This is a genomic window from Lysinibacillus fusiformis (assembly GCF_002845985.1).
GTDB lineage: Bacteria > Bacillota > Bacilli > Bacillales_A > Planococcaceae > Lysinibacillus > Lysinibacillus fusiformis_D.
Genome location: NZ_PDFK01000002.1, coordinates 325,141 through 344,410 on the forward strand (window position 1 = coordinate 325,141; position 19,270 = coordinate 344,410).

At 36.8% G+C, this 19,270-nt stretch carries 16 protein-coding genes; 7 read left to right on the top strand and 9 right to left on the bottom strand.

Features of this window, described 5'->3' with window-relative positions; all coding sequences use genetic code 11:
• Window positions 1-13 precede the first annotated feature (13 nt).
• From CRI88_RS07640 to CRI88_RS07675, 8 genes are all read right to left on the bottom strand, one after another.
• Window positions 14-1,462: an S-layer homology domain-containing protein gene (locus CRI88_RS07640; protein ID WP_101966533.1), complete on the bottom strand. Its 1,449-nt coding sequence runs from the start codon at window positions 1,460-1,462 to the stop codon at window positions 14-16.
• A gap of 193 nt (window positions 1,463-1,655) precedes the next feature.
• Entirely contained in the window at window positions 1,656-3,314 is a 1,659-nt protein-coding gene (locus tag CRI88_RS07645; RefSeq protein WP_036123966.1) for a hypothetical protein, read from the bottom strand.
• Between the two features lie 140 nt (window positions 3,315-3,454).
• A complete protein-coding gene (locus CRI88_RS07650; RefSeq protein WP_082673761.1) occupies window positions 3,455-3,628 on the bottom strand; it encodes a YjfB family protein in 174 nt (57 codons plus the stop codon).
• Window positions 3,629-3,766: 138 nt separating this feature from the next.
• Window positions 3,767-4,348 carry a ribosome biogenesis GTP-binding protein YihA/YsxC gene (gene yihA, locus CRI88_RS07655; protein WP_036123963.1) on the bottom strand — a complete coding sequence of 194 codons (582 nt, stop codon included), beginning with the start codon at window positions 4,346-4,348 and terminating at the stop codon, window positions 3,767-3,769.
• 4 nt (window positions 4,349-4,352) lie between these two features.
• Window positions 4,353-6,677, bottom strand: a complete 2,325-nt coding sequence (gene lon, locus CRI88_RS07660; protein WP_058844880.1) for an endopeptidase La — start codon at window positions 6,675-6,677, stop codon at window positions 4,353-4,355.
• Window positions 6,678-6,907: 230 nt separating this feature from the next.
• Complete coding sequence (gene clpX / locus CRI88_RS07665) at window positions 6,908-8,179, bottom strand: ATP-dependent protease ATP-binding subunit ClpX (protein ID WP_036123956.1); 1,272 nt, start codon at window positions 8,177-8,179, stop codon at window positions 6,908-6,910.
• A 681-nt stretch (window positions 8,180-8,860) separates the two neighbouring features.
• A complete protein-coding gene (gene tig / locus CRI88_RS07670) occupies window positions 8,861-10,150 on the bottom strand; it encodes a trigger factor (protein ID WP_036123952.1) in 1,290 nt (429 codons plus the stop codon).
• A gap of 118 nt (window positions 10,151-10,268) precedes the next feature.
• Window positions 10,269-11,252, bottom strand: coding sequence for a DUF3196 family protein (locus CRI88_RS07675; protein ID WP_089934688.1), 984 nt, complete (start codon window positions 11,250-11,252; stop codon window positions 10,269-10,271).
• Between the two features lie 216 nt (window positions 11,253-11,468).
• On the opposite strand from CRI88_RS07675, the gene CRI88_RS07680 reads away from it, so the two are divergent.
• The 7 genes from CRI88_RS07680 to CRI88_RS07710 all read left to right on the top strand — a co-directional run bounded on the left by CRI88_RS07680 (window position 11,469) and on the right by CRI88_RS07710 (window position 18,782).
• The gene (locus tag CRI88_RS07680) at window positions 11,469-11,933 is read left to right on the top strand and encodes a hypothetical protein (protein WP_036123947.1); all 465 of its coding nucleotides are present in this window, start codon (window positions 11,469-11,471) and stop codon (window positions 11,931-11,933) included.
• A 241-nt stretch (window positions 11,934-12,174) separates the two neighbouring features.
• On the top strand, window positions 12,175-13,017 hold the full coding sequence (locus CRI88_RS07685; protein ID WP_089934686.1) for a DUF2785 domain-containing protein: 843 nt from the start codon (window positions 12,175-12,177) through the stop codon (window positions 13,015-13,017).
• 830 nt (window positions 13,018-13,847) lie between these two features.
• Entirely contained in the window at window positions 13,848-14,741 is an 894-nt protein-coding gene (gene qoxA / locus CRI88_RS07690; RefSeq protein WP_089934685.1) for a cytochrome aa3 quinol oxidase subunit II, read from the top strand.
• Window positions 14,742-14,797: 56 nt separating this feature from the next.
• Window positions 14,798-16,741, top strand: a complete 1,944-nt coding sequence (gene qoxB, locus CRI88_RS07695) for a cytochrome aa3 quinol oxidase subunit I (RefSeq protein ID WP_089934683.1) — start codon at window positions 14,798-14,800, stop codon at window positions 16,739-16,741.
• A gap of 1 nt (window position 16,742) precedes the next feature.
• Window positions 16,743-17,342 (top strand): cytochrome aa3 quinol oxidase subunit III, encoded by a 600-nt coding sequence (gene qoxC / locus CRI88_RS07700; RefSeq protein WP_004226587.1) that lies wholly within the window; start codon window positions 16,743-16,745, stop codon window positions 17,340-17,342.
• The gene (gene qoxD / locus CRI88_RS07705; protein ID WP_004226585.1) at window positions 17,342-17,626 is read left to right on the top strand and encodes a cytochrome aa3 quinol oxidase subunit IV; all 285 of its coding nucleotides are present in this window, start codon (window positions 17,342-17,344) and stop codon (window positions 17,624-17,626) included. Before qoxC ends, qoxD begins: the two co-directional genes overlap by 1 nt.
• 298 nt (window positions 17,627-17,924) lie before the next feature.
• Window positions 17,925-18,782 (top strand): DUF6612 family protein, encoded by an 858-nt coding sequence (locus tag CRI88_RS07710; RefSeq protein ID WP_089934681.1) that lies wholly within the window; start codon window positions 17,925-17,927, stop codon window positions 18,780-18,782.
• A gap of 51 nt (window positions 18,783-18,833) precedes the next feature.
• Here CRI88_RS07710 and CRI88_RS07715 read toward each other — a convergent pair whose 3' ends face one another.
• Window positions 18,834-19,253 carry a universal stress protein gene (locus CRI88_RS07715; RefSeq protein ID WP_036123932.1) on the bottom strand — a complete coding sequence of 140 codons (420 nt, stop codon included), beginning with the start codon at window positions 19,251-19,253 and terminating at the stop codon, window positions 18,834-18,836.
• Window positions 19,254-19,270: the final 17 nt, after the last annotated feature.

The window sequence follows — 19,270 nt, forward strand, 5'->3', positions numbered from 1 at the left end:
TTCAGTCCTTTCCTTAGTTAAAGAACAATATGTCATCACGATAGTTTTGCTTTAAGTCATCTTCTAAATATTTCAAGAAACGCTCTAGAACAACTGATGCCTCTGCACGAGTCAGTGGTTTATTTGGGTTAAAGCGACCGCCAGAGTCTCCAATCATAAGACCAATTTCATTTGCAATATAGATGCCATCTCTTGCATAGTTTGGAATCTGGTTTTCATCTTTAAATTTCGTTATATAGCCAGGATTTGGTGCTCTATTTTCAAGGCCTAAGGCACGAACAAAAATAGTGGCAGCCTGTGCTCTTGTTATGGCACTATCTGGCTTAAAGTAATCAGCAGATACACCCTTAATTATCCCTTTGTTTAAGGCTGACTCTATATAACCATAATCTTTAACTGAACGCTTTAAATCTCTAAACACGCTTGTAGTTGCAGTCTTTTTCGATTTCTTTTCTTCAAACACACGTAAATCTACTGCTTTACCAATTGCTGTTGTAAAGTCTATGCGTTTCATCGGTGTGTTTGGAGAGAAGAAATTACTTGAATCTGAATAAATTCCTAGAGAATATAGCTTTTCAATGGCTTCTTTTGCGTAGTGATTAGTTAAATCACGGAATTTAGGAATAATAAGGCGCTCGATCGTTGGCATGTATTCTGTATCTAAATCAAGCGTACCTTTTTGTCCAGAAGATAAATCATAAGTGTATTCAGAAATAACATCCTTTTCACTTAAAACTGCATAGCCACCCTCAAAACTTCCTAAACTACCAAGGTTTTCTTCATAATTTAAAACACGTGATTTACTTGTAGACAAACGATTTTTCACATGGCTTGTCTTGCCATTACTATAGGAATAAACTGACTCTGTAATTTGTGTTTCTGTTGCTCCCCAAAAATTTTCATAGCCAGCATGTCGACTATCTGTTTCAATCGTTACTGTGTTTTGAACTGCGTTTTTTCCTTTTCCTGTTTCAAATGCATACGTTTTTCGCGAGATTACATTTCCTGAGTAATAATCAGAGGCTGCACGATTATCCGTAACCGTTCCTTGAGAAAATTGATAATCGACTAATGTATAAGTAATAGATCCAATCGTAATTTTCTCCGTATACTTTTTAACCTCACCATTGGATGTTTTTTGGCCGAGTACCGCATAATCTACTACATCAGATTCGTAGGCAATATTTCTTGTCAATGTAGCCCCATTGCTTGCCGTTAGCTTCATGCTATACGTTTCTGTTAACTTACCTTTGGATTCCTTTTGTGCAATTTTAAGATCTTTACTTGTTCCCTTAAAAATAACTGGTGTCCCTGACAGGAACACGGCTTCCTCATATGTATACTCGTTTTTTACAGCACCTGTTGTTTCTAATGAAGCAGCCGATGCATTGAACGGGATAGTAGTTCCAATTACAAAAATAACAAGAACTACCAACGTTATTTTGGATAAATATTTTTGCATTTGCTTTTCCTCTCTTTCACTGTGCATGAAGTGCATAATGAAGCTTGGTCTCATGACTAACAAAAAATCTGCTCGTCTATCGAATGTATTCAAGCCTATGCGAAGTACCTTCCTCTTTTCAGATCATGTATACATCGCCTTTTTGCAAATACTATTCGCATTAGACTCACAGATTCTTTCTTTGTCTTTTATGCTAATCTACTAAAATAAAATGAGCTTTCACAAATCGATCGGATAAGACAACTAAACGATCGGATGGTTGTAAGTCAGAAGCTTGAATGACTTTTCCCGCTTTAATCAACGTCGCTTGGTCAATATTCACATTAACCATTTCACCCGCTTCATACCAACGACCATTTTGCCATTGGCTCACACTCTTGACATTTAGCACAGCAGGGTACGTAGATTTTACTGATTGTAGCTTCCCTGTCAGCATTAATGGAGCAACAGGTTTAGCATTATTTAAAATATGAAGTGCTTGTACATGCCCTTCCTTCACATAGAAGTAACCATAATCACCTTCAGATAAGTAAAGTTCAATATCCGGCATAACACTATACGTTTTATTGCCATCATCCACTAAAGCTTTTGTGGAATTACTTACTGACAGTACTGTACGTTCGGTTTTCTTGAAAACATTCGATTCAATTTTCATCGCATCGTCAATCTCAATTAAATAACCATCTGCTTGAGCTAAGCGTCCATAATATAATTCATGACCAGCTAAGTTAGGTGATATAAAGCTATCACTTGTCACTTGTACCACCTGTGCATAATGATCACGAGCAGCACCGTCTGTAATGACAAAAGCAGTACCATACGCCATCAGCCCAGTAGGTTCAATTAAACGCCCATTCCGAATTAAAATGGTACCATTATGGAAGTACATTGAGCCCGCTGTTTTTAGTTTCAACAGTTTATAATCTGTATCTACAGAAAGCATTGGCTCATAATACGTTCGCTCATTATTTTTCAATACTACAATCTTCTCAATGACTTCTTTCCCAAATTGTTTAACTGTCGCATAGTATGCTTCACTACCTATATAATTTTTCAGTTGACCTTTCTCTACTTTCGTATTGCCAACATATATTGGCACCTTGGATGTAAAAGACATTGTCGAAAGGTCATTTGTTGTTTGTGAGCCAAATTGCCAATTCACAAAGGCATGTTGGTTTTTCACGGTTAATTTATTAGCATTTGGATTGACTGCTTGTATTTCGCCTTTGTATAAGTTTTCCACTAGAGTACCTGTTTCACTAATGGCTACTTTCGTCACCACAGAGGTATTTTTATTTTTAAAACTTAATTTAACTCGATCTCCAACATATAACGCACTAATATCTGTTGCTGAAGAGCCTTTTTGATAATTGGTTTCTTTGTTTATATAGTAGGTTGTTTCTGCACCAACATCTGGTTTTACCATAATAAATAATCCATTTGGATCAATACTCGTTACGACACCAGCCGACGTTTTAACGCTACCTCCAGTTGATGTTCCATTCGTTTCTATTGGTGTATTAGATGTACCACGAAGCTCTACAACACTTCTTAAGGATATTTCAGCTTCCACTGCCATGCCCATTTTAAAGCCCTCAATAGTCGTAGACGTATTATTAATTGATAAACGAGTGTTCTTATTAATATTGAATGTGACTGTTCGTCCACGATCATTTTGCAATGTCACTTTGCTAAGCTGCTTTTCTATCGTACCATCTGGCTTTGTATATTCTGAATACGTTACATCGACAAAGGTCCCCGTCACCAATTGGGCTGCTTTTGCAGGTTGGCTAAAGGAAAAACCAATAACCATCAGTAACATCAGCATTAGTATGTATGAATACTTTCTCAAAAATCCTGCCTCCTTACTAAATATTAGTAATAGTATATCGTATTATTGGTAGTTTTTCTTATTCGAAAAGTTACATTTTAGAAGTTTCAAACATTCTTAAAAGTAAAGGTAGCTTTCAATTTCAAGCTACCTTGCCTGCATTACACTTGAATATCTATTGTATGTCCGGCTGTTGGATGTGGAGCATCTAACATTTCAACTAATTGTTCTGTGTTTTGTTGCTGCATATCCATAGCCTGTTTCGTAACAGCTAAAGATACATTTTGCATAAGTGTCGCTTGATTCATTGCCATTGATAAAGCTGCGATATCCATCTAGTCCACCTCCTATCTCATTTATCGGACAAATTGTTTAATCATCAAGCGTTTTCCCCAATTTTCTACTTATCTTACTGGTAAAAAGACAAAAAACATCTACTGTCCTAACGACTAGACACAATAGATGTTTTTACATTACATTTTATTTTCAATTGTTTCCCAAACTTCTTCAAAGCCAAGACCCGTTTCCGAAGAAAAGACAATAAGTGGATCACTTTTCTCCAGTTCCAATGTCTCTTTGACAATTTTTTTATGTTTATCCCATTTACCTTTTGGAATTTTATCTGCCTTCGTTGCAATAACAATACAAGGAATATTGTAGTGCTTTAAAAAATCATACATCATGCGATCATCTGCTGTTGGTGGGTGACGCAAATCTATAATTTGTACAACCGCTTTTAATTCCTGGCGCCCTGTAAAGTAACGCTCGATCATTTTCCCCCAAGCTTCGCGTTCAGACTTAGAAACCTTTGCATATCCATAACCCGGAACATCCACAAAAAATAATTGTTCTTCGATTTTATAAAAGTTAAGGGTTTGTGTTTTACCAGGCTTCGAAGAAATCCGCGCTAAAGCTTTACGTCCAATCATTCGATTAATGAAGGAAGATTTCCCTACATTCGAACGACCAGCTAATGCAAATTCTGGCAGTCCATCTTCTGGATATTGGTCTGGCCTTACCGCACTAATGACCATTTCGACATTATGGACTTTCATTTTTCTAAAAACCTCCGTCCAGTGCATAGGCTAATACTTCATCAGCCGACGACACTAGTTTAAATGTTAGTTGCTCACGCACACTGTCAGGAATATCTTCTATGTCACGTTCATTATCTTTTGGACAAATAATCGTTGTTAAGCCTGCACGGTGAGCACTTAATGTTTTTTCTTTTAGACCGCCAATTGGCAATACACGACCGCGTAACGTAATTTCACCAGTCATACCTACCTCACGGCGAATCGGACGATGTAGAATCGCTGAGACAATAGCTGTTGCCATTGTAATACCAGCGGATGGTCCATCTTTTGGTACAGCCCCTTCTGGCACATGGATATGAATATCATGATTATCAAAATATTCTGCATCCACATTAAGTTGTTCCATTTTCGTACGAACATAGGATAATGCTGTCTGAGCAGATTCCTTCATGACTTCACCAAGTTTACCAGTTAGCTGTAACTTCCCTTTACCTGGTGTTAAGGATACTTCAATTTGAAGTGTATCTCCACCGACTGTTGTATAAGCAAGCCCTGTAGCGACTCCCACTTGATTTTCCTTTTCAGCCTGTCCATAACGGAAGCGATGTTTACCAAGTAATTCTTGTACAGACTTTGAGCTAACTGTTACTCGTTTTTTCTCACCAGATACAATTACTTTGGCAATTTTACGACAAAGTGTAGCAATTTGCCGTTCTAAACCACGAACCCCTGCCTCACGTGTATAATAACGTATAATGTCGAGGACTGCTTCATCTTTCATTACCACTTGTGTTTTTTTCAAGCCATGTTCTTTAAGTTGCTTTGGTATTAAGTGGTTTTTCGTTATTTGGGCTTTTTCAATTTCTGTATAACCCGCAATAGAAATCACTTCCATACGATCTAACAATGGTCCTGGAATACTGCTTAAATCATTGGCTGTTGCAATAAATAATACATTCGATAAATCATACGGTTCCTCAATATAATGATCACTAAATGTATTGTTTTGCGCAGGATCTAAAACCTCTAGCATTGCCGCTGCTGGGTCACCTCTAAAATCATTCGACATTTTATCAATTTCATCCAATAAAAATACCGGATTAATGGTACCCGCTTTTTTCATTCCTTGAATGATACGTCCTGGCATTGCGCCTACATACGTTCGTCGATGTCCACGAATTTCAGATTCATCACGCACGCCACCTAATGAAATACGAATAAACTTACGATCTAAGCTCTCCGCAATAGAGCGAGCTAACGATGTTTTCCCCACACCTGGTGGTCCTGCCAAGCATAAAATAGGTCCTCTAAGCGAATTTTTCAGCTGACGCACAGCTAAATACTCCAAAACTCGTTCTTTGACTTTTTCTAATCCATCATGATCTCGATTTAAAATATTCTCAGCATGGGCAATATTCATGCGATCTTCTGTTGAATTTGTCCATGGTAATGAGATGAGCCAATCGATGTAATTGCGAATAACGCCGCTTTCTGCACTGGCACTTGGTATTTTTTCATATCGATCTAATTCTTTCAGTGCCGCCTCTTTTGTTGACTCTGGCATACCCGCTTCGTCAATACGCTTACGCAATTCCGCTACTTCTCCAGTCTTCCCTTCGCGGTCTCCCAGCTCTGTTTGAATAGCTTTCATTTGCTCTCGCAAATAATATTCCTTCTGCGTACGCTCCATTGATTGCTTTACTTTGGAATTAATTTTCTTTTCTAAATCTAACACTTCTTGTTCATCGTGCAAACGAATAATTAAGTGATCTAATCGTTTTTTAACATTCAGCATTTCCAATACTTCTTGCTTATCCGCAATCTTAAATGGTAAATGAGAAGCAATGATATCTGCTAAACGGCCAGGCTCTTCAATATCTGTTACAGTGTTGATGGTTTCAGTCGTAATCTTATTGGAGGATTTTGCATATTTTTCAAAATACGTCATTAAGGTACGCATCAATGCCTGCGTTTCGACATCTTTATCTATTGACTCCTCTTTTACGTCAACATCCACAACAGTATACTTCTCTAACGCACGGTAGTTATTCCAGGTAGCACGCGATACCCCTTCTACTAGTATACGCAATGTGCCATTTGGTAATTTTAGCATTTGTTTAACAAAAGCCATCGTACCAACTGCATACAAATCTTGCTCTTCTGGCTGTTCATCGTGCATTTCTTTTTGTGTCACCAATAAAATCATTTGGTCCTCTAACATCGCCTGCTCTAGCGCCGCTACAGAACGATTTCTACCCACATCAATATGTAACACCATCGATGGGTATACTAAAAGTCCACGTAAAGGCAATAATGGTACATTTGTTGTTTTTTGTATTGTCACCATGCGGGCATTCACCTCCGTCAAAATTTTCATGTTCACATCCCGCGCTACTAGTATGTGTTTAAAAAGTTGATTCACACTAGTTATTGAAGCGAGCCAAAAATTTCTTCAAGTTACAGCTGGCTTTATGTAGGAATGAATAAAAAGCTGACTGTCGATATGTGCGAATATTGCACAATCGAAGTCAGCTAATTACTCTCTATCTCACAACGGTAGACAGCCACATCTATTCGTTATGCTGAAGTTTTAGTGTCGCTACCTTCATCGAGTTCAGTGCCATCTTCAAGAAGCAATTTCGGTTTTTCTTTATCCGTAATTGTTTTTGCTGTAATGATACATTTTTTTACGTCTTCACGGGAAGGCAATTCGTACATTACATCAAGCATTGTTGACTCAATAATTGAACGAAGACCACGCGCACCTGTTTTACGCTCAATCGCTTCCTTCGCAATTGCCACAAGAGCCCCTTCATCAAATTCAAGCTCAACACCATCTATTTCAAGCATTTTTTGATACTGCTTAGCTAGTGCATTTTTTGGCTCCGTTAAAATTTGTACAAGTGCAGCTTCATTTAATTGCTCTAGACTCGCAAGTACAGGTAATCGACCAATGAACTCTGGTATTAGACCAAATTTCAGTAGATCCTCAGGAATCAGCTTGGACATGATAGAACCTTCATCAACTTCTACTTTATTCGGATCTGAACCGAACCCAATTACTTTTTCCCCTTGTCGGCGTTTAATGATAGTTTCAATACCATCAAATGCACCACCAACAATGAAAAGAATATTGGTTGTATCAATTTGTAAAAACTCTTGATGAGGGTGTTTTCGTCCTCCTTGTGGTGGAACACTTGCAACTGTTCCTTCTAAAATTTTAAGGAGTGCCTGCTGAACACCTTCGCCAGAAACATCTCGTGTAATCGATGGGTTTTCTGACTTTCGTGCAACTTTATCGATTTCATCAATATAGATAATCCCTTTTTCAGCGCGCTCGATATCATAATCTGCTGATTGGATTAACTTTAATAAAATATTTTCTACGTCCTCACCGACATAACCTGCTTCAGTTAGTGAGGTAGCATCCGCAATTGCGAATGGAACATTTAATATACGTGCTAACGTTTGAGCTAATAAAGTTTTACCGCTACCAGTTGGGCCGATTAACACAATGTTCGATTTTGCTAATTCAACATCATCAATTTTACTGTTCGTATTGATGCGTTTATAGTGATTGTAAACTGCGACTGCCAATGCTTTTTTAGCACGCTCTTGTCCAATTACATACTCATCTAGAATCGTTAAGATCTCTTTCGGTTTTGGGATATCTTGGAATTCGATTTCCTCTTCTACACCTAGTTCCTCTACAACGATTTCGGAACAAAGCTCGATACATTCATCACAAATATAAACACCTGGACCTGCAACTAATTTACGTACTTGTTCCTGTGGTTTTCCACAGAATGAGCATTTTAAATTGCCTTTTTCATCATTAAATTTGAACAATATGTTTCACCCCTATTCAAGCAACAATCTTACAAGATTATTGAACCTTTATCAAATAAATTGTCTGCATCATTTACTGCTCGGCGTTCCTGCCTACATAGATTATAACGCATCGTCATGTACTTTACTTCATTTGTCTCCTGAAGCACTGTAGAAACCTGTTACCTTTGCCACCTTACGCGCTATAAAGTTACGGCTCTTCACTCCAGTTATACAAAAGAATAACTGATCTCTATTTATAAATCTACTACATGCATGGACCGAGGGCTTTTTTCATTCAAAAAAATAAGTCATGTTAATAAGATCTATCTGAATGAAGTTAAATTTAGCATCGTATCAATTTCGCCTTGACGCAAGGTCATCTAAATTTTAAATTGTGCTAGCACCTTTAATTTCTCGAAACCTGTCAATGGCTCTATCTTCATTCAGTGATTGGACACACACTACAAAGTCTATATAGAATACAACACTCCCCTAAAAAGAAGAGGTCTTTTGTACTGATCTATACTTTCAGTACAAACATCTGCTGAATGAAAATAAAAACTAAAACAATACTATGTATAAGTGAAGTAAAAAGAGAACTAAACTTTAAGGGGACTGATTTTAAGAGTTTATGTGATAAAACAAGGCACGGATTAATGCCGTACCTTGTTTTTTTTAACTATCTAATTACACAAAAACCTATTCAGTAATTTTAGCGTTTTCTACTAAAAATTCTACTGTTTTTTGGATTTTGATGTCGTTTTCAAGTACTGCTGTTCCACCTAAAGCACCTGTGATTTGATCTTTTGTCATGTTGAATTGAGCAGCCATTTTTTCTAATTCTGCTTCAATATCAGCTTCAGTTGCCTCAATTTTTTCAGCTTCAGCAATCGCTTCAAGTGTTAATGATACACGTACACGGCTTTCTGCTTCTTCTTTCATTTGGCCACGTAGATCTTCTTCTGATTGACCAGAGAATTGATAGTAAAGATCTAAGTTCATACCTTGCGTTTGTAAGCGTTGACCGAACTCTTGTAACATACGATCAGTTTCAGAGTTGATCATACCTGCTGGTACTTCAAATTCAGCATTTTCAGCAGCTTTTTCTACTAGCTCATCACGAAGAGCTGCATCTGATTCTGCTACTTTTTGCTCTGCAGTTTGTTCTTTGATTTTAGCGCGTAAAGCTTCTACACCTTCCACTTCTGGATCAATTTCTTTTGCAAATTCATCATTTAACTCTGGAAGAACTTTTGTTTTAACTTCTTTCACAGTTACTTTGAACGTAGCTTCTTTACCAGCTAATTCAGCTGCATGGTATTCTTCTGGGAATGTCACAACAACATCTTTAGATTCGCCAGCTTTTACACCTACTAATTGCTCTTCAAACCCAGGAATGAATGAACCTGAACCGATTTCTAGTGGATAGTCTTCACCTTTACCACCTTCAAAAGCTTCTCCACCTACGAAACCTTCGAAGTCGATTACAGCTGTATCACCATCTACGATTGCTTCGTCTTCTTTAATTTCTAGCTCAGCTTTACGAGCTAGTTGTTCTTGAATTTGAGCATCCACTTCTTCATCTGTTACTTCTACTGGAAGTTTAGATACTTCTAGACCCTTGTAGTCACCAAGCTTTGGTTCTGGTTTCACTGTTACTTGTGCAGTGAAAGTGAAGTCTTGGCCATGTACAAAGTTTTCTGTACCAGAGATTTCTGGGTAATCAACTGGCATAATTCCAGCATCATCAATTGCTTTTGCATAAGAATCAGGAACGATGATTTCTAATGCATCTTGGTATAGAGATTCGATACCAAAACGTTGTTCAAACATTTTACGAGGCATTTTACCTTTACGGAAACCTGGTACGTTAATTTGTTTTACAACTTTTTTGAACGCTTGGTCCATTGCTGCATCTACTTCTACAGCAGGTACTTCGATTGTAAGAGTACCGATATTACCTTCTTGTTTTTCCCATTTTGCTGACATGTATAAATACCTCCAAATAAATAATCAAGTTTAGATGTTAGACAATTCATTCGTAACTACGATTTTGACAACCATTTTAGTATAACATAGATGAGTATAGTTTCAACTTATTTCATACCTAATGTAGTTCTGTTAGCTTTTCTAACATTTGTAAAAAGTCGATGAGTTCATAGTCCATTTCCTGCACATTACCTAGCATCGCTGAGACAAAATCAATATAACTATAGGCAACATCATCGGCTTCGAATGGATGCCATTCAAACGGATACGTTACAATAGCATGTTTCGCCATTAAATATTGTACCATTTCTAATGTCGTTGGGTCTTGTTCTAGCTTCTTTTCTATTATGTTTTTTATCTCGCCATACTGTGGTAGCTGGTTAGGTAATACTAACTGAGCAGGATTAACGTTTTTGGTTTGCTTAAATTTGGCTATGGTAACGTCAATGGCTACTTCTTGTTCCACTAATAAAATTAATGCCAAGCTCTGGACAAAAGGATGAATCGTTGAACATTCAATAATCGCTTTTAGTGCCGTTTTTAATTGTCTTGCATTTGTATCCATCAGACGATGTAAACGAATGGATTGTTCATTTGGAGTAAGGGCACAAAATTTCTCCAGCTCATATTCCTGTTCCTCTATTAAAAGCTGAGCATTTTCTCTTTTTTCTAGATTTTTAGACACTTCTCTATTTAAACTCTTCAATCGTTCAAATTTCTCCACTTGATCATGAGGTAATACATTTTCTTCAAGAAGCGTCGTAATTAATGTCTCAACCTGATGGTATTCTTTCAACTGCATACATATTGTAATGTACAATTCCATCACTTCCACATAAAGTGTCGTTCCCATCGTAAATAACTGTTCACAAACACCTTTTGCTTTGTCATAATCTTTTAATTCGTATAAAGCAAAGGCATATGCACTGAGTGCAAATTCATCTCCCACTTCATAGACAAATGCCTTTTCAAAACTGGCTACCGCTTTTTCATATTGATAATTCTCAGCAAACATATGCCCTTCACGTAGTAACGTTTGGACAGTGCCAGGAAAAACAACAATATTGTCATGTTTAAGAACATGACGCTTTCGTTTTGTCATTTTTCTCACCTCTTTATTTCTATTTTTCATTTCGGTTATTTACTAAAAAATCCACAAGTTTCTTATTTTTAACAAAAAAATCATTGCTTTACATTCATATTTTGTAATAAATTGTATTATAATTAGAATAATCTAAAATTTATTACAAATTGCGGACGCTCTTTATTAATGTCTGCTACTTCAAGAAAATCAAGTTCTTAATAAGGAGTGGAATCCATGCAATTACTAGATACAATCACAGAATTTGATCATTGTATCTCATCTGCATTTGAGGCATTATCAATTAAAGTCATTTCATTTTCTACAGCGGACGGACCTTTTCAAGATAAGCCGATAGAATTTGAATTTTTAACACGCACCAAAATTGACGTCTATACGCAAGAAGCCTGCACCTATATTTTACGTATTCAAGGGTGTATTCCTGGTTCTATTGCACTTGGTCATCAAAATGAATCACTTGCCATTATTCCTCAAAAAGTAAACATTGAATGTAATTACAAGCTGTTACATGTTGATAAAAAAGATATGCAGCAAATTTTACAACATCCTGAGCCAAATCATCATTACAGTGAATGGCTTATTGATGCGATCAAAAATACCCACATTCTTGTCGAGTTAAAAACAAATCAGCACACCCTTATTGAATGGCCCATCGGCATAAAAGCGGCAATCATCGTCTAACTAGACTAAGACATACTTAAATAGGTATGTCTTTTTTTATTGTTCACATTTAAGCTTTACCATTTTGTAGCGTTTCTATCATAACAACTTTCTATAGTTTCTGGAAATAATATTGTAAAAGTTATATTGGTAATTAGCCACGTATCCTTTCTTCATATAATGAAGGTTTCAAATCGCTCCATTCGAAATAAAAAAGGCTATAATATATAGTACAAAAATGATGATGGGGGCTTTCTCAAATATGAACATTAAAGAAACATTACAGTCTTTTTCTACAATGACACTTTCTGAACGACAGGCATTTATGCTACAGCATAGTGATTGGTTATTACAAGAAATGTTAGCTCATATCGGCTCAGTTGATGCAGAATTACGCGACCACCTAATTTATCGGACTTTCATCGAATTACTAAGTGACAATTTATTAACTCCCCAACAACTACACTATTTATTTGAAACAGCAATTAGCGAGGATTTCTTATATTTACATATTGGTGAAAAAGCTACAGATAGCGTCTTTACTCGTTCATTTTCTGCTTTACTTGTAGCAGGGCTTCTTGCAAAGGATGCTGAATTATTAGTTTTAAACGATGATGACTTACACATTTTCTTTCAAAAAATCGGACGCTATCTATTATTGGAGCAAGATATAAGAGGTTATGTACAGGATAAAGGATGGGCACATAGCATTGCACACGGGGCTGACTTAGCTGCAACGACCATTAAACATCCAAAATTCGATTTACAATACGCACCATCAATCTTACACGCATTAAAGCTTGTAACTTGGAAGGACAATGTCTATATCAATGATGAAGAGGAGCGCTTAATCAACATAGTTGACGCACTATTACAACAAAATTATTCCGAAGAAGCACTAATAGAGTTTGTAGAGCAGGCTTTTGATAGATTTGAAATGCATTTAATGACACAAGGTTATAATAATTCCTTCTTTAGTGGGCGCACCTGTACCTTAAACTTTATGAAAACATTGTATTTTTCGTTGAAAATGAATAATAAAGCACATCAACTGCAAAACACGATTTATGGGCAAGTTTCTAAATGGCTAAAGCTCGGGGATTGACAGTCAACTTCAAAAATGCTGATTTACTACATTTCCTTCTCCATAACTTAAAAATTTTCTAAAACACCAGCAAACTAGGACAAGTCTTAGTTTGCTTTTTTACTTTTCAGACAGAATAAACAAAGTAAAAAATTGGATATTAAAGAAAAGCAATAATTATATTAACATAATTAATAACCTCCTCCAATTATTCCCTTATTGCAAATTCCTTACATTGAAAATTCATCCTATAGTTTCCACACAACGCTATTGCGTGTACTCCTTTTTTTAAAAAAAGGCAAACAAAAAGTGTTGTAATGACTTATTAGGCGTTGATTTTATTACAAAACAGCGTCCAAAATGTGAAATGCTATTTTTCACAAAAAATTTTATTTACTTAGGTAAACATGAGGAATCCAGTATTTTCAACGTTTACACAGTGTTTATTAATAAAAACCTATAAATACCAATACTAAAATAACGATTTTCGTTCAAAAAATGTTCAAATTCGGTGTCGTCTTACTATCATTTTCATAACAAAATTATGTTTTTTCTTAAAAACAGGGCGTATAATCCAATGTGCAAACAACGACAAAATGTGACAATCGTAGTCAGGCAAGTACGTCTTTAGAAACGATTGCACATCGCTTTGATTTTGCTAACGCTTGCATCACATCAATCAACACTAGATTTTATGTTTCATATTGAACCATGCCATTGTAAATTCTTACGTTGTTGATTGATACCCCAAGATAAAAGAGGTGACCTCAGTATCTACTATTTGTAAATGTGAGACTGACAAAAAACACATGAATTTTATGAATAGCCGTTCTTATAGAAAGGAGTCAAACATGAAGAAAAAATTAAGTTTAATGTTTGTAGCATTGAGTGCGCTTGCTCTTCTTGCTGGTTGTGAACCATTAACAGTGTTCAACCCAAAAGGACCTAATGCCGAAACATTATCAAACACAATTATCTTATCCATTATTACAATGGCCTTTATATTACTAGTCGTGTATGTGCTTTTAGCCTTTATGCTAACAAAATATCGCGCATCAAAAGCATCTGCAGATTATGAGCCTCCTCATGAAGAGGGCAGCCATCTTCTTGAAATTACATGGACAGTAATTCCAATTATTATCGTAGCTTTCTTAGCTGTTGTTACAGTAAGAACAACATCTACAGTAGAAGCTCAACCCGCGGGTTATGACGATAAGGAGCCTTTAGTTATTTATGCATCATCATCAAACTGGAAATGGCACTTCAGTTATCCTGAAGAAGGTGTTGAAACAGTTAACTATGTAAACATTCCAGTGGATCGTCCAATCGAGTTTAAGCTTTATTCATTTGGTCCAATTACAAGTTTCTGGATTCCTCAATTAGCAGGTCAAAAATATGCCATGAGTGATATGTTAACAACGATTCACTTGGCTGCAGATGAAGTTGGTTCATTTATGGGACGTAACTCTAACTTTAATGGTCGTGGCTTTGCAGAAATGGAATTTGAAGCACAAACTATGACACAAAAAGATTTCGATCAATGGGTTGCTGATGTCAAAGCAAAAGAAGCACCATTAACTGAAGAAAAATTTGATGAGCTATTAGAGGCAGAGCATGTTGGTCGCCAAAGCTTCTCATCTACACACTTAGACTTCAGACCAGCTCCAATGGAACATGGTAAACACATGAATATGGATGACATGGATCATGAGGATATGTCTGAAGAACATTCAGGACATCACTAATTTTTTATTCGAACGAATATTTACATTCATTTTTAATTTTGAAAGGAGCGCATCCAATGAGTATGGAAGAATTATTCCATCCAATGCAAGAACCGATGATTTTAGCGGCAGCTATTAGTATCGTAGTTGGTGCAGTGGTTATCGTAGCAGGCCTTACTTATTTCAAAAAATGGGGCTATTTCTATAAAAACTGGCTATCAACTGTTGACCATAAAAAAATCGGGATTATGTATATCGCAGTAGCCTTATTAATGCTATTCCGCGGTGGTATCGATGCACTGTTAATGCGTGCACAAACAGCCGTTCCAGATAACGGACTTCTTGATGCACAACATTATAATGAGATTTTCACAACACACGGTTTATTAATGATTCTATTTATGGCGATGCCATTTGTTATCGGGTTAATGAACATTGTGATTCCACTACAAATCGGAGCACGTGACGTTGCTTTCCCACGTCTGAATGCTGTCAGCTTCTGGCTATTTGCAGCAGGTGCTGGTTTATTAAACTTATCATTCATTATCGGTGGTTCACCAGACGCTGGTTGGACAGCCTACTTCCCTCTTGCCAGTACGGAATTTAGTCCGACTGTAGGGAATAACTATTATTCTTTAGCACTTCAATTATCAGGTATTGGTACTTTAATGACAGGTGTTAACTTTATCACGACGATCATTAAAATGCGTGCCCCTGGTATGACATTAATGAAAATGCCAATGTTTTCTTGGTCTATTTTAATTACAAACATTATTATCGTATTCGCGTTCCCAGTATTAACTGTAGCGCTTGCACTTATGATGTTGGACCGTCAATTCGGCACAAAATTCTTTGCGATGCAAGACGGTGGTATGGATATGCTTTGGGCCAACCTATTCTGGGTTTGGGGACATCCTGAGGTTTATATCGTTATCCTACCTGCTTTCGGTATTTTCTCTGAAATCATTGCAACGTTTGCACGTAAAAACTTATACGGTTACAAATCAATGGTTATGAGTATGGTTGTCATTTCCTTACTATCATTCGTAGTTTGGGCTCACCATTTCTATACAATGGGTCACGGTGTAATGGTAAACAGTGTATTCTCTATTACAACAATGGCAATCGCAGTTCCTACTGGAGTTAAAATATTTAACTGGTTACTCACTATGAGGCACGGGAAAATTCAATTTACAACCCCGATGCTTTACGCACTTGGCTTTATTCCTATCTTCACAATTGGTGGGGTTACAGGAGTTATGCTTGCGATGGCAAGTGCCGACTACCAATATCATAATACGATGTTCTTAGTTGCCCACTTCCACTATGTATTAATTCCAGGTACAGTATTTGGTGTGCTTGCAGGTTACCACTACTGGTGGCCAAAAATGTTCGGTTTCCGTTTAAATGAAAAATTAGGGAAAGCTGGTTTCTGGTTCATTGCCATCAGCTTCAACGTAACGTTCTTCCCATTATTCATTTTAGGATTAGATGGATATGCTCGTCGTATGTACACTTATTCTGAGTCTACTGGTTATGGTCCATTGAACATGTTATCGTTCGTCGGTGCGCTAGGACTTGCAGTCGGCTTTGCATTAATTGTTTATAACATTTACTACAGCTGGAAACATATGCCTCGCAATGAAAAGGCAGATGTTTGGGATGGTCGTACACTTGAGTGGGCTACACATTCTCCAGTACCAGAATATAACTTTGCCGTAGTGCCTACTGTTACTCGCTTAGATGAGTTTTGGTTCGCGAAAAAAGAAGGTCGCGATATTACTGCAGGTCCAATCGAAAAAATTCACATGCCAAATAATACAGGCACACCATTCTGGATGAGTGGATTCTTCTTCCTTGCAGCATTCTTCGCTGTATTCAATCTATGGATTCCAGCCATCATCAGTATGCTTGGTGTATTTGGCTTCATGATCCATCGTTCATTCGAAAAAGATCATGGTCGTTACATTTCAGTTGAGGAAGTAATGGCAACTGAAAAAAGCTTGAGAGGTGATAAATAATATGAAAATCGATTCTTCACTTCCATTAGAATATAGTACAGAGGAAAACCGTCTAAAAATCTTTGGTTTCTGGATTTTCCTCGGCGCCGAAATCGTGTTATTTGCCACATTATTTACAGTATATTTCACACTTCATACACGTACAGGTAGTGGACCAAATGGTGCCGAAATTTTCGAATTAACTCCAGTTCTATGGGAAACATTCTTATTATTAACAAGTAGTTTCACAATTGGTCTTGGTGTTCATGCAATGCGTATCGGCCGTAAAAAAGCGATGATGACATTCTTTATCATCACTCTTTTACTAGGTCTTGGCTTCTTAGCTATTGAGATTGATGAATTTGTCACTTATGTACACGAAGGTGCGACGATTCAAACAAGCGCATTCTTATCGTCCTTAATGACTTTACTTGGAACGCACGGTGCCCACGTAACATTTGGTTTCTTCTGGGGCGTAGCTATTTTAATCCAAGTGGCTAAACGTGGTTTAAATCCACAAACAGCGAACAAAGCGTTTATCTTCTCATTGTACTGGCATTTCCTAGACGTTGTTTGGATTTTCATCTTCAGCTTCGTCTACTTGAAAGGACTGATTAGCTGATGAAGGAATTATTCCCAAAACAACATGTGATGGGCTTCGGCTTCTCACTATTACTAACAATTGTAGCTTTAGCTGTTGTTAAATTCGATATGTCTCTTAATATGGCATTTGGAATTTTACTAGTAACTGCCCTTGCACAAGCAACTGTACAATTAGTATTATTCATGCACATCGGTGAATCTGAAGATAAGAAAACGTTGTATACAACGATTTTATATTCAGTATTCGTAGGTGTAGTAACAATCATTGGTACATTATTCGCCATGATCTGGGGTTATAATTAATCCATTACATTAGGGCATTATCGTGATCAGCGGACACTTAAATCTCTGCAGAACAAAGATAATCAAAAAAGCTGTCCCAAGCAATTGTCATTGAACAATTGCTTGGTGACAGCTTTTTCTTTTTTAATTATGCTTCTGTACCTTTATTAATTTTCACATGTTTATCACGTGCAGTTGTGAAAAGAATGTTATTTTTTTAATAAAAGCTTAGTCTTTTTAAAAAAATAACGAAACTTTTCCTTTTTTAGGGCGTATAGTAGTAGATAGTGTTTTTTACCAAGAATAGGAGATGAAAGTAATGAAGAAAATTTTTAAAGTATTAGCAGTTGGGACACTAGCATTGACACTTGCAGCTTGTAACTCGAGTGCTACCCCTACGAAAGACACAACTAAAACAAGCAAACTCACTTTAGAACAAGTGTATGACAAAGCAGTGGACCGCCAGGCTGACATTAAAAGTGCAAGTGCCAATATGGACATGACACAGGTAACAAAGGTTGGATCTGGTAAAGAGGCTATGGAATTTTCTATCGACTCTAAAATGGACATGGACATCATTGTTGACCCACTTGCAATGCATTTGTCAGGTTCAATGTCGATGCCCGATATGATGAGTGAAGGCGAAGAAACAACGGACATGCCAATAGAAATATACATGAAGAAAGACACTGGTCTTTTCATGAAAGATATGACAACTGATAGCTGGATCAAGCTACCTGATGAGAATTTTGATGAGATTTTAGATCAAACGGCTGCTTCTGCAGATGCGAAAGAACAGCTAGAACATCTAAAAAAATTCATTGGTGATTTTAAATTTGAACAAACAGACGATGAGTATGTCCTTACTTTAGAAGCAAAAGGCGATAAATTTAAAGAGCTAATTGATTCTGAGATCACTAAATCTATCGAGGATATGGGATTAGAAGAAAATCCAATGGATCAATTAACAATTGAAAAAATCAACTATGTATTACACATCGATAAAGAGACTTTCGATACAAAAAAAATGGATATGAATTTTGATTTAAAAATGGCCGTAGAAGGTGACGAATTAATCATGAATACAAAATCAGTCGTTACTTACACTGATTTCAACCACCTAAAAACAATTGATATTCCTCAAAGCATTATTGATAACGCTCAAACAATCGAATAATGAAAAACCTGCTTGTCTACTAGCACAAGCAGGTCTTTTTTATTCAAAAAATTAACGGACAATTAGCACATCACAGAGAGCATAGCGCACTACTTTCTCTGCAACAGATCCTAACATCATTTTCTCCATACGATTTAACCCTGTTGCACCACAGACAATTAAGTCCACATTCGGTAATTGTGTTAAAATACCTTTTGGTGAGCCTGCTTCTACTACAGATTCCACCGTTTTGACTCCTGTCTGCAATGCCTCTTTTTCCAGCTGTTCCATTTTTACAACGTTTTCTTTCTTTAATTCCTCCGCATATTTCAAATCATATGCAGATACCGCTCCAAATGATTTTGTATCAATGACGTTCACTAACTGCAAAATAGCATTGTGTTGCATGGCTAAGTGACTTGCTCGATCCAATGCTTTTAATGATTGTTCCGAGAAATCAATTGCCACTGCGATTTTAAGATAATTAGCCAATGTTAGTCCTCCCCATT

Bases quoted from the DNA above. Each gene is read 5' to 3' on its own strand.
- qoxB (WP_089934683.1), top strand. From the start codon at position 14,798: ATGAGTATGGAAGAATTATTCCATCCAATGCAAGAACCGATGATTTTA.
- lon (WP_058844880.1), bottom strand. From the start codon at position 6,677: ATGGTGACAATACAAAAAACAACAAATGTACCATTATTGCCTTTACGT.
- qoxA (WP_089934685.1), top strand. From the start codon at position 13,848: ATGAAGAAAAAATTAAGTTTAATGTTTGTAGCATTGAGTGCGCTTGCT.
- qoxC (WP_004226587.1), top strand. From the start codon at position 16,743: ATGAAAATCGATTCTTCACTTCCATTAGAATATAGTACAGAGGAAAAC.
- CRI88_RS07650 (WP_082673761.1), bottom strand. From the start codon at position 3,628: ATGGATATCGCAGCTTTATCAATGGCAATGAATCAAGCGACACTTATG.
- CRI88_RS07640 (WP_101966533.1), bottom strand. From the start codon at position 1,462: ATGCAAAAATATTTATCCAAAATAACGTTGGTAGTTCTTGTTATTTTT.
- CRI88_RS07710 (WP_089934681.1), top strand. From the start codon at position 17,925: ATGAAGAAAATTTTTAAAGTATTAGCAGTTGGGACACTAGCATTGACA.
- yihA (WP_036123963.1), bottom strand. From the start codon at position 4,348: ATGAAAGTCCATAATGTCGAAATGGTCATTAGTGCGGTAAGGCCAGAC.
- CRI88_RS07675 (WP_089934688.1), bottom strand. From the start codon at position 11,252: ATGACAAAACGAAAGCGTCATGTTCTTAAACATGACAATATTGTTGTT.
- CRI88_RS07685 (WP_089934686.1), top strand. From the start codon at position 12,175: ATGAACATTAAAGAAACATTACAGTCTTTTTCTACAATGACACTTTCT.
- tig (WP_036123952.1), bottom strand. From the start codon at position 10,150: ATGTCAGCAAAATGGGAAAAACAAGAAGGTAATATCGGTACTCTTACA.
- qoxD (WP_004226585.1), top strand. From the start codon at position 17,342: ATGAAGGAATTATTCCCAAAACAACATGTGATGGGCTTCGGCTTCTCA.
- CRI88_RS07680 (WP_036123947.1), top strand. From the start codon at position 11,469: ATGCAATTACTAGATACAATCACAGAATTTGATCATTGTATCTCATCT.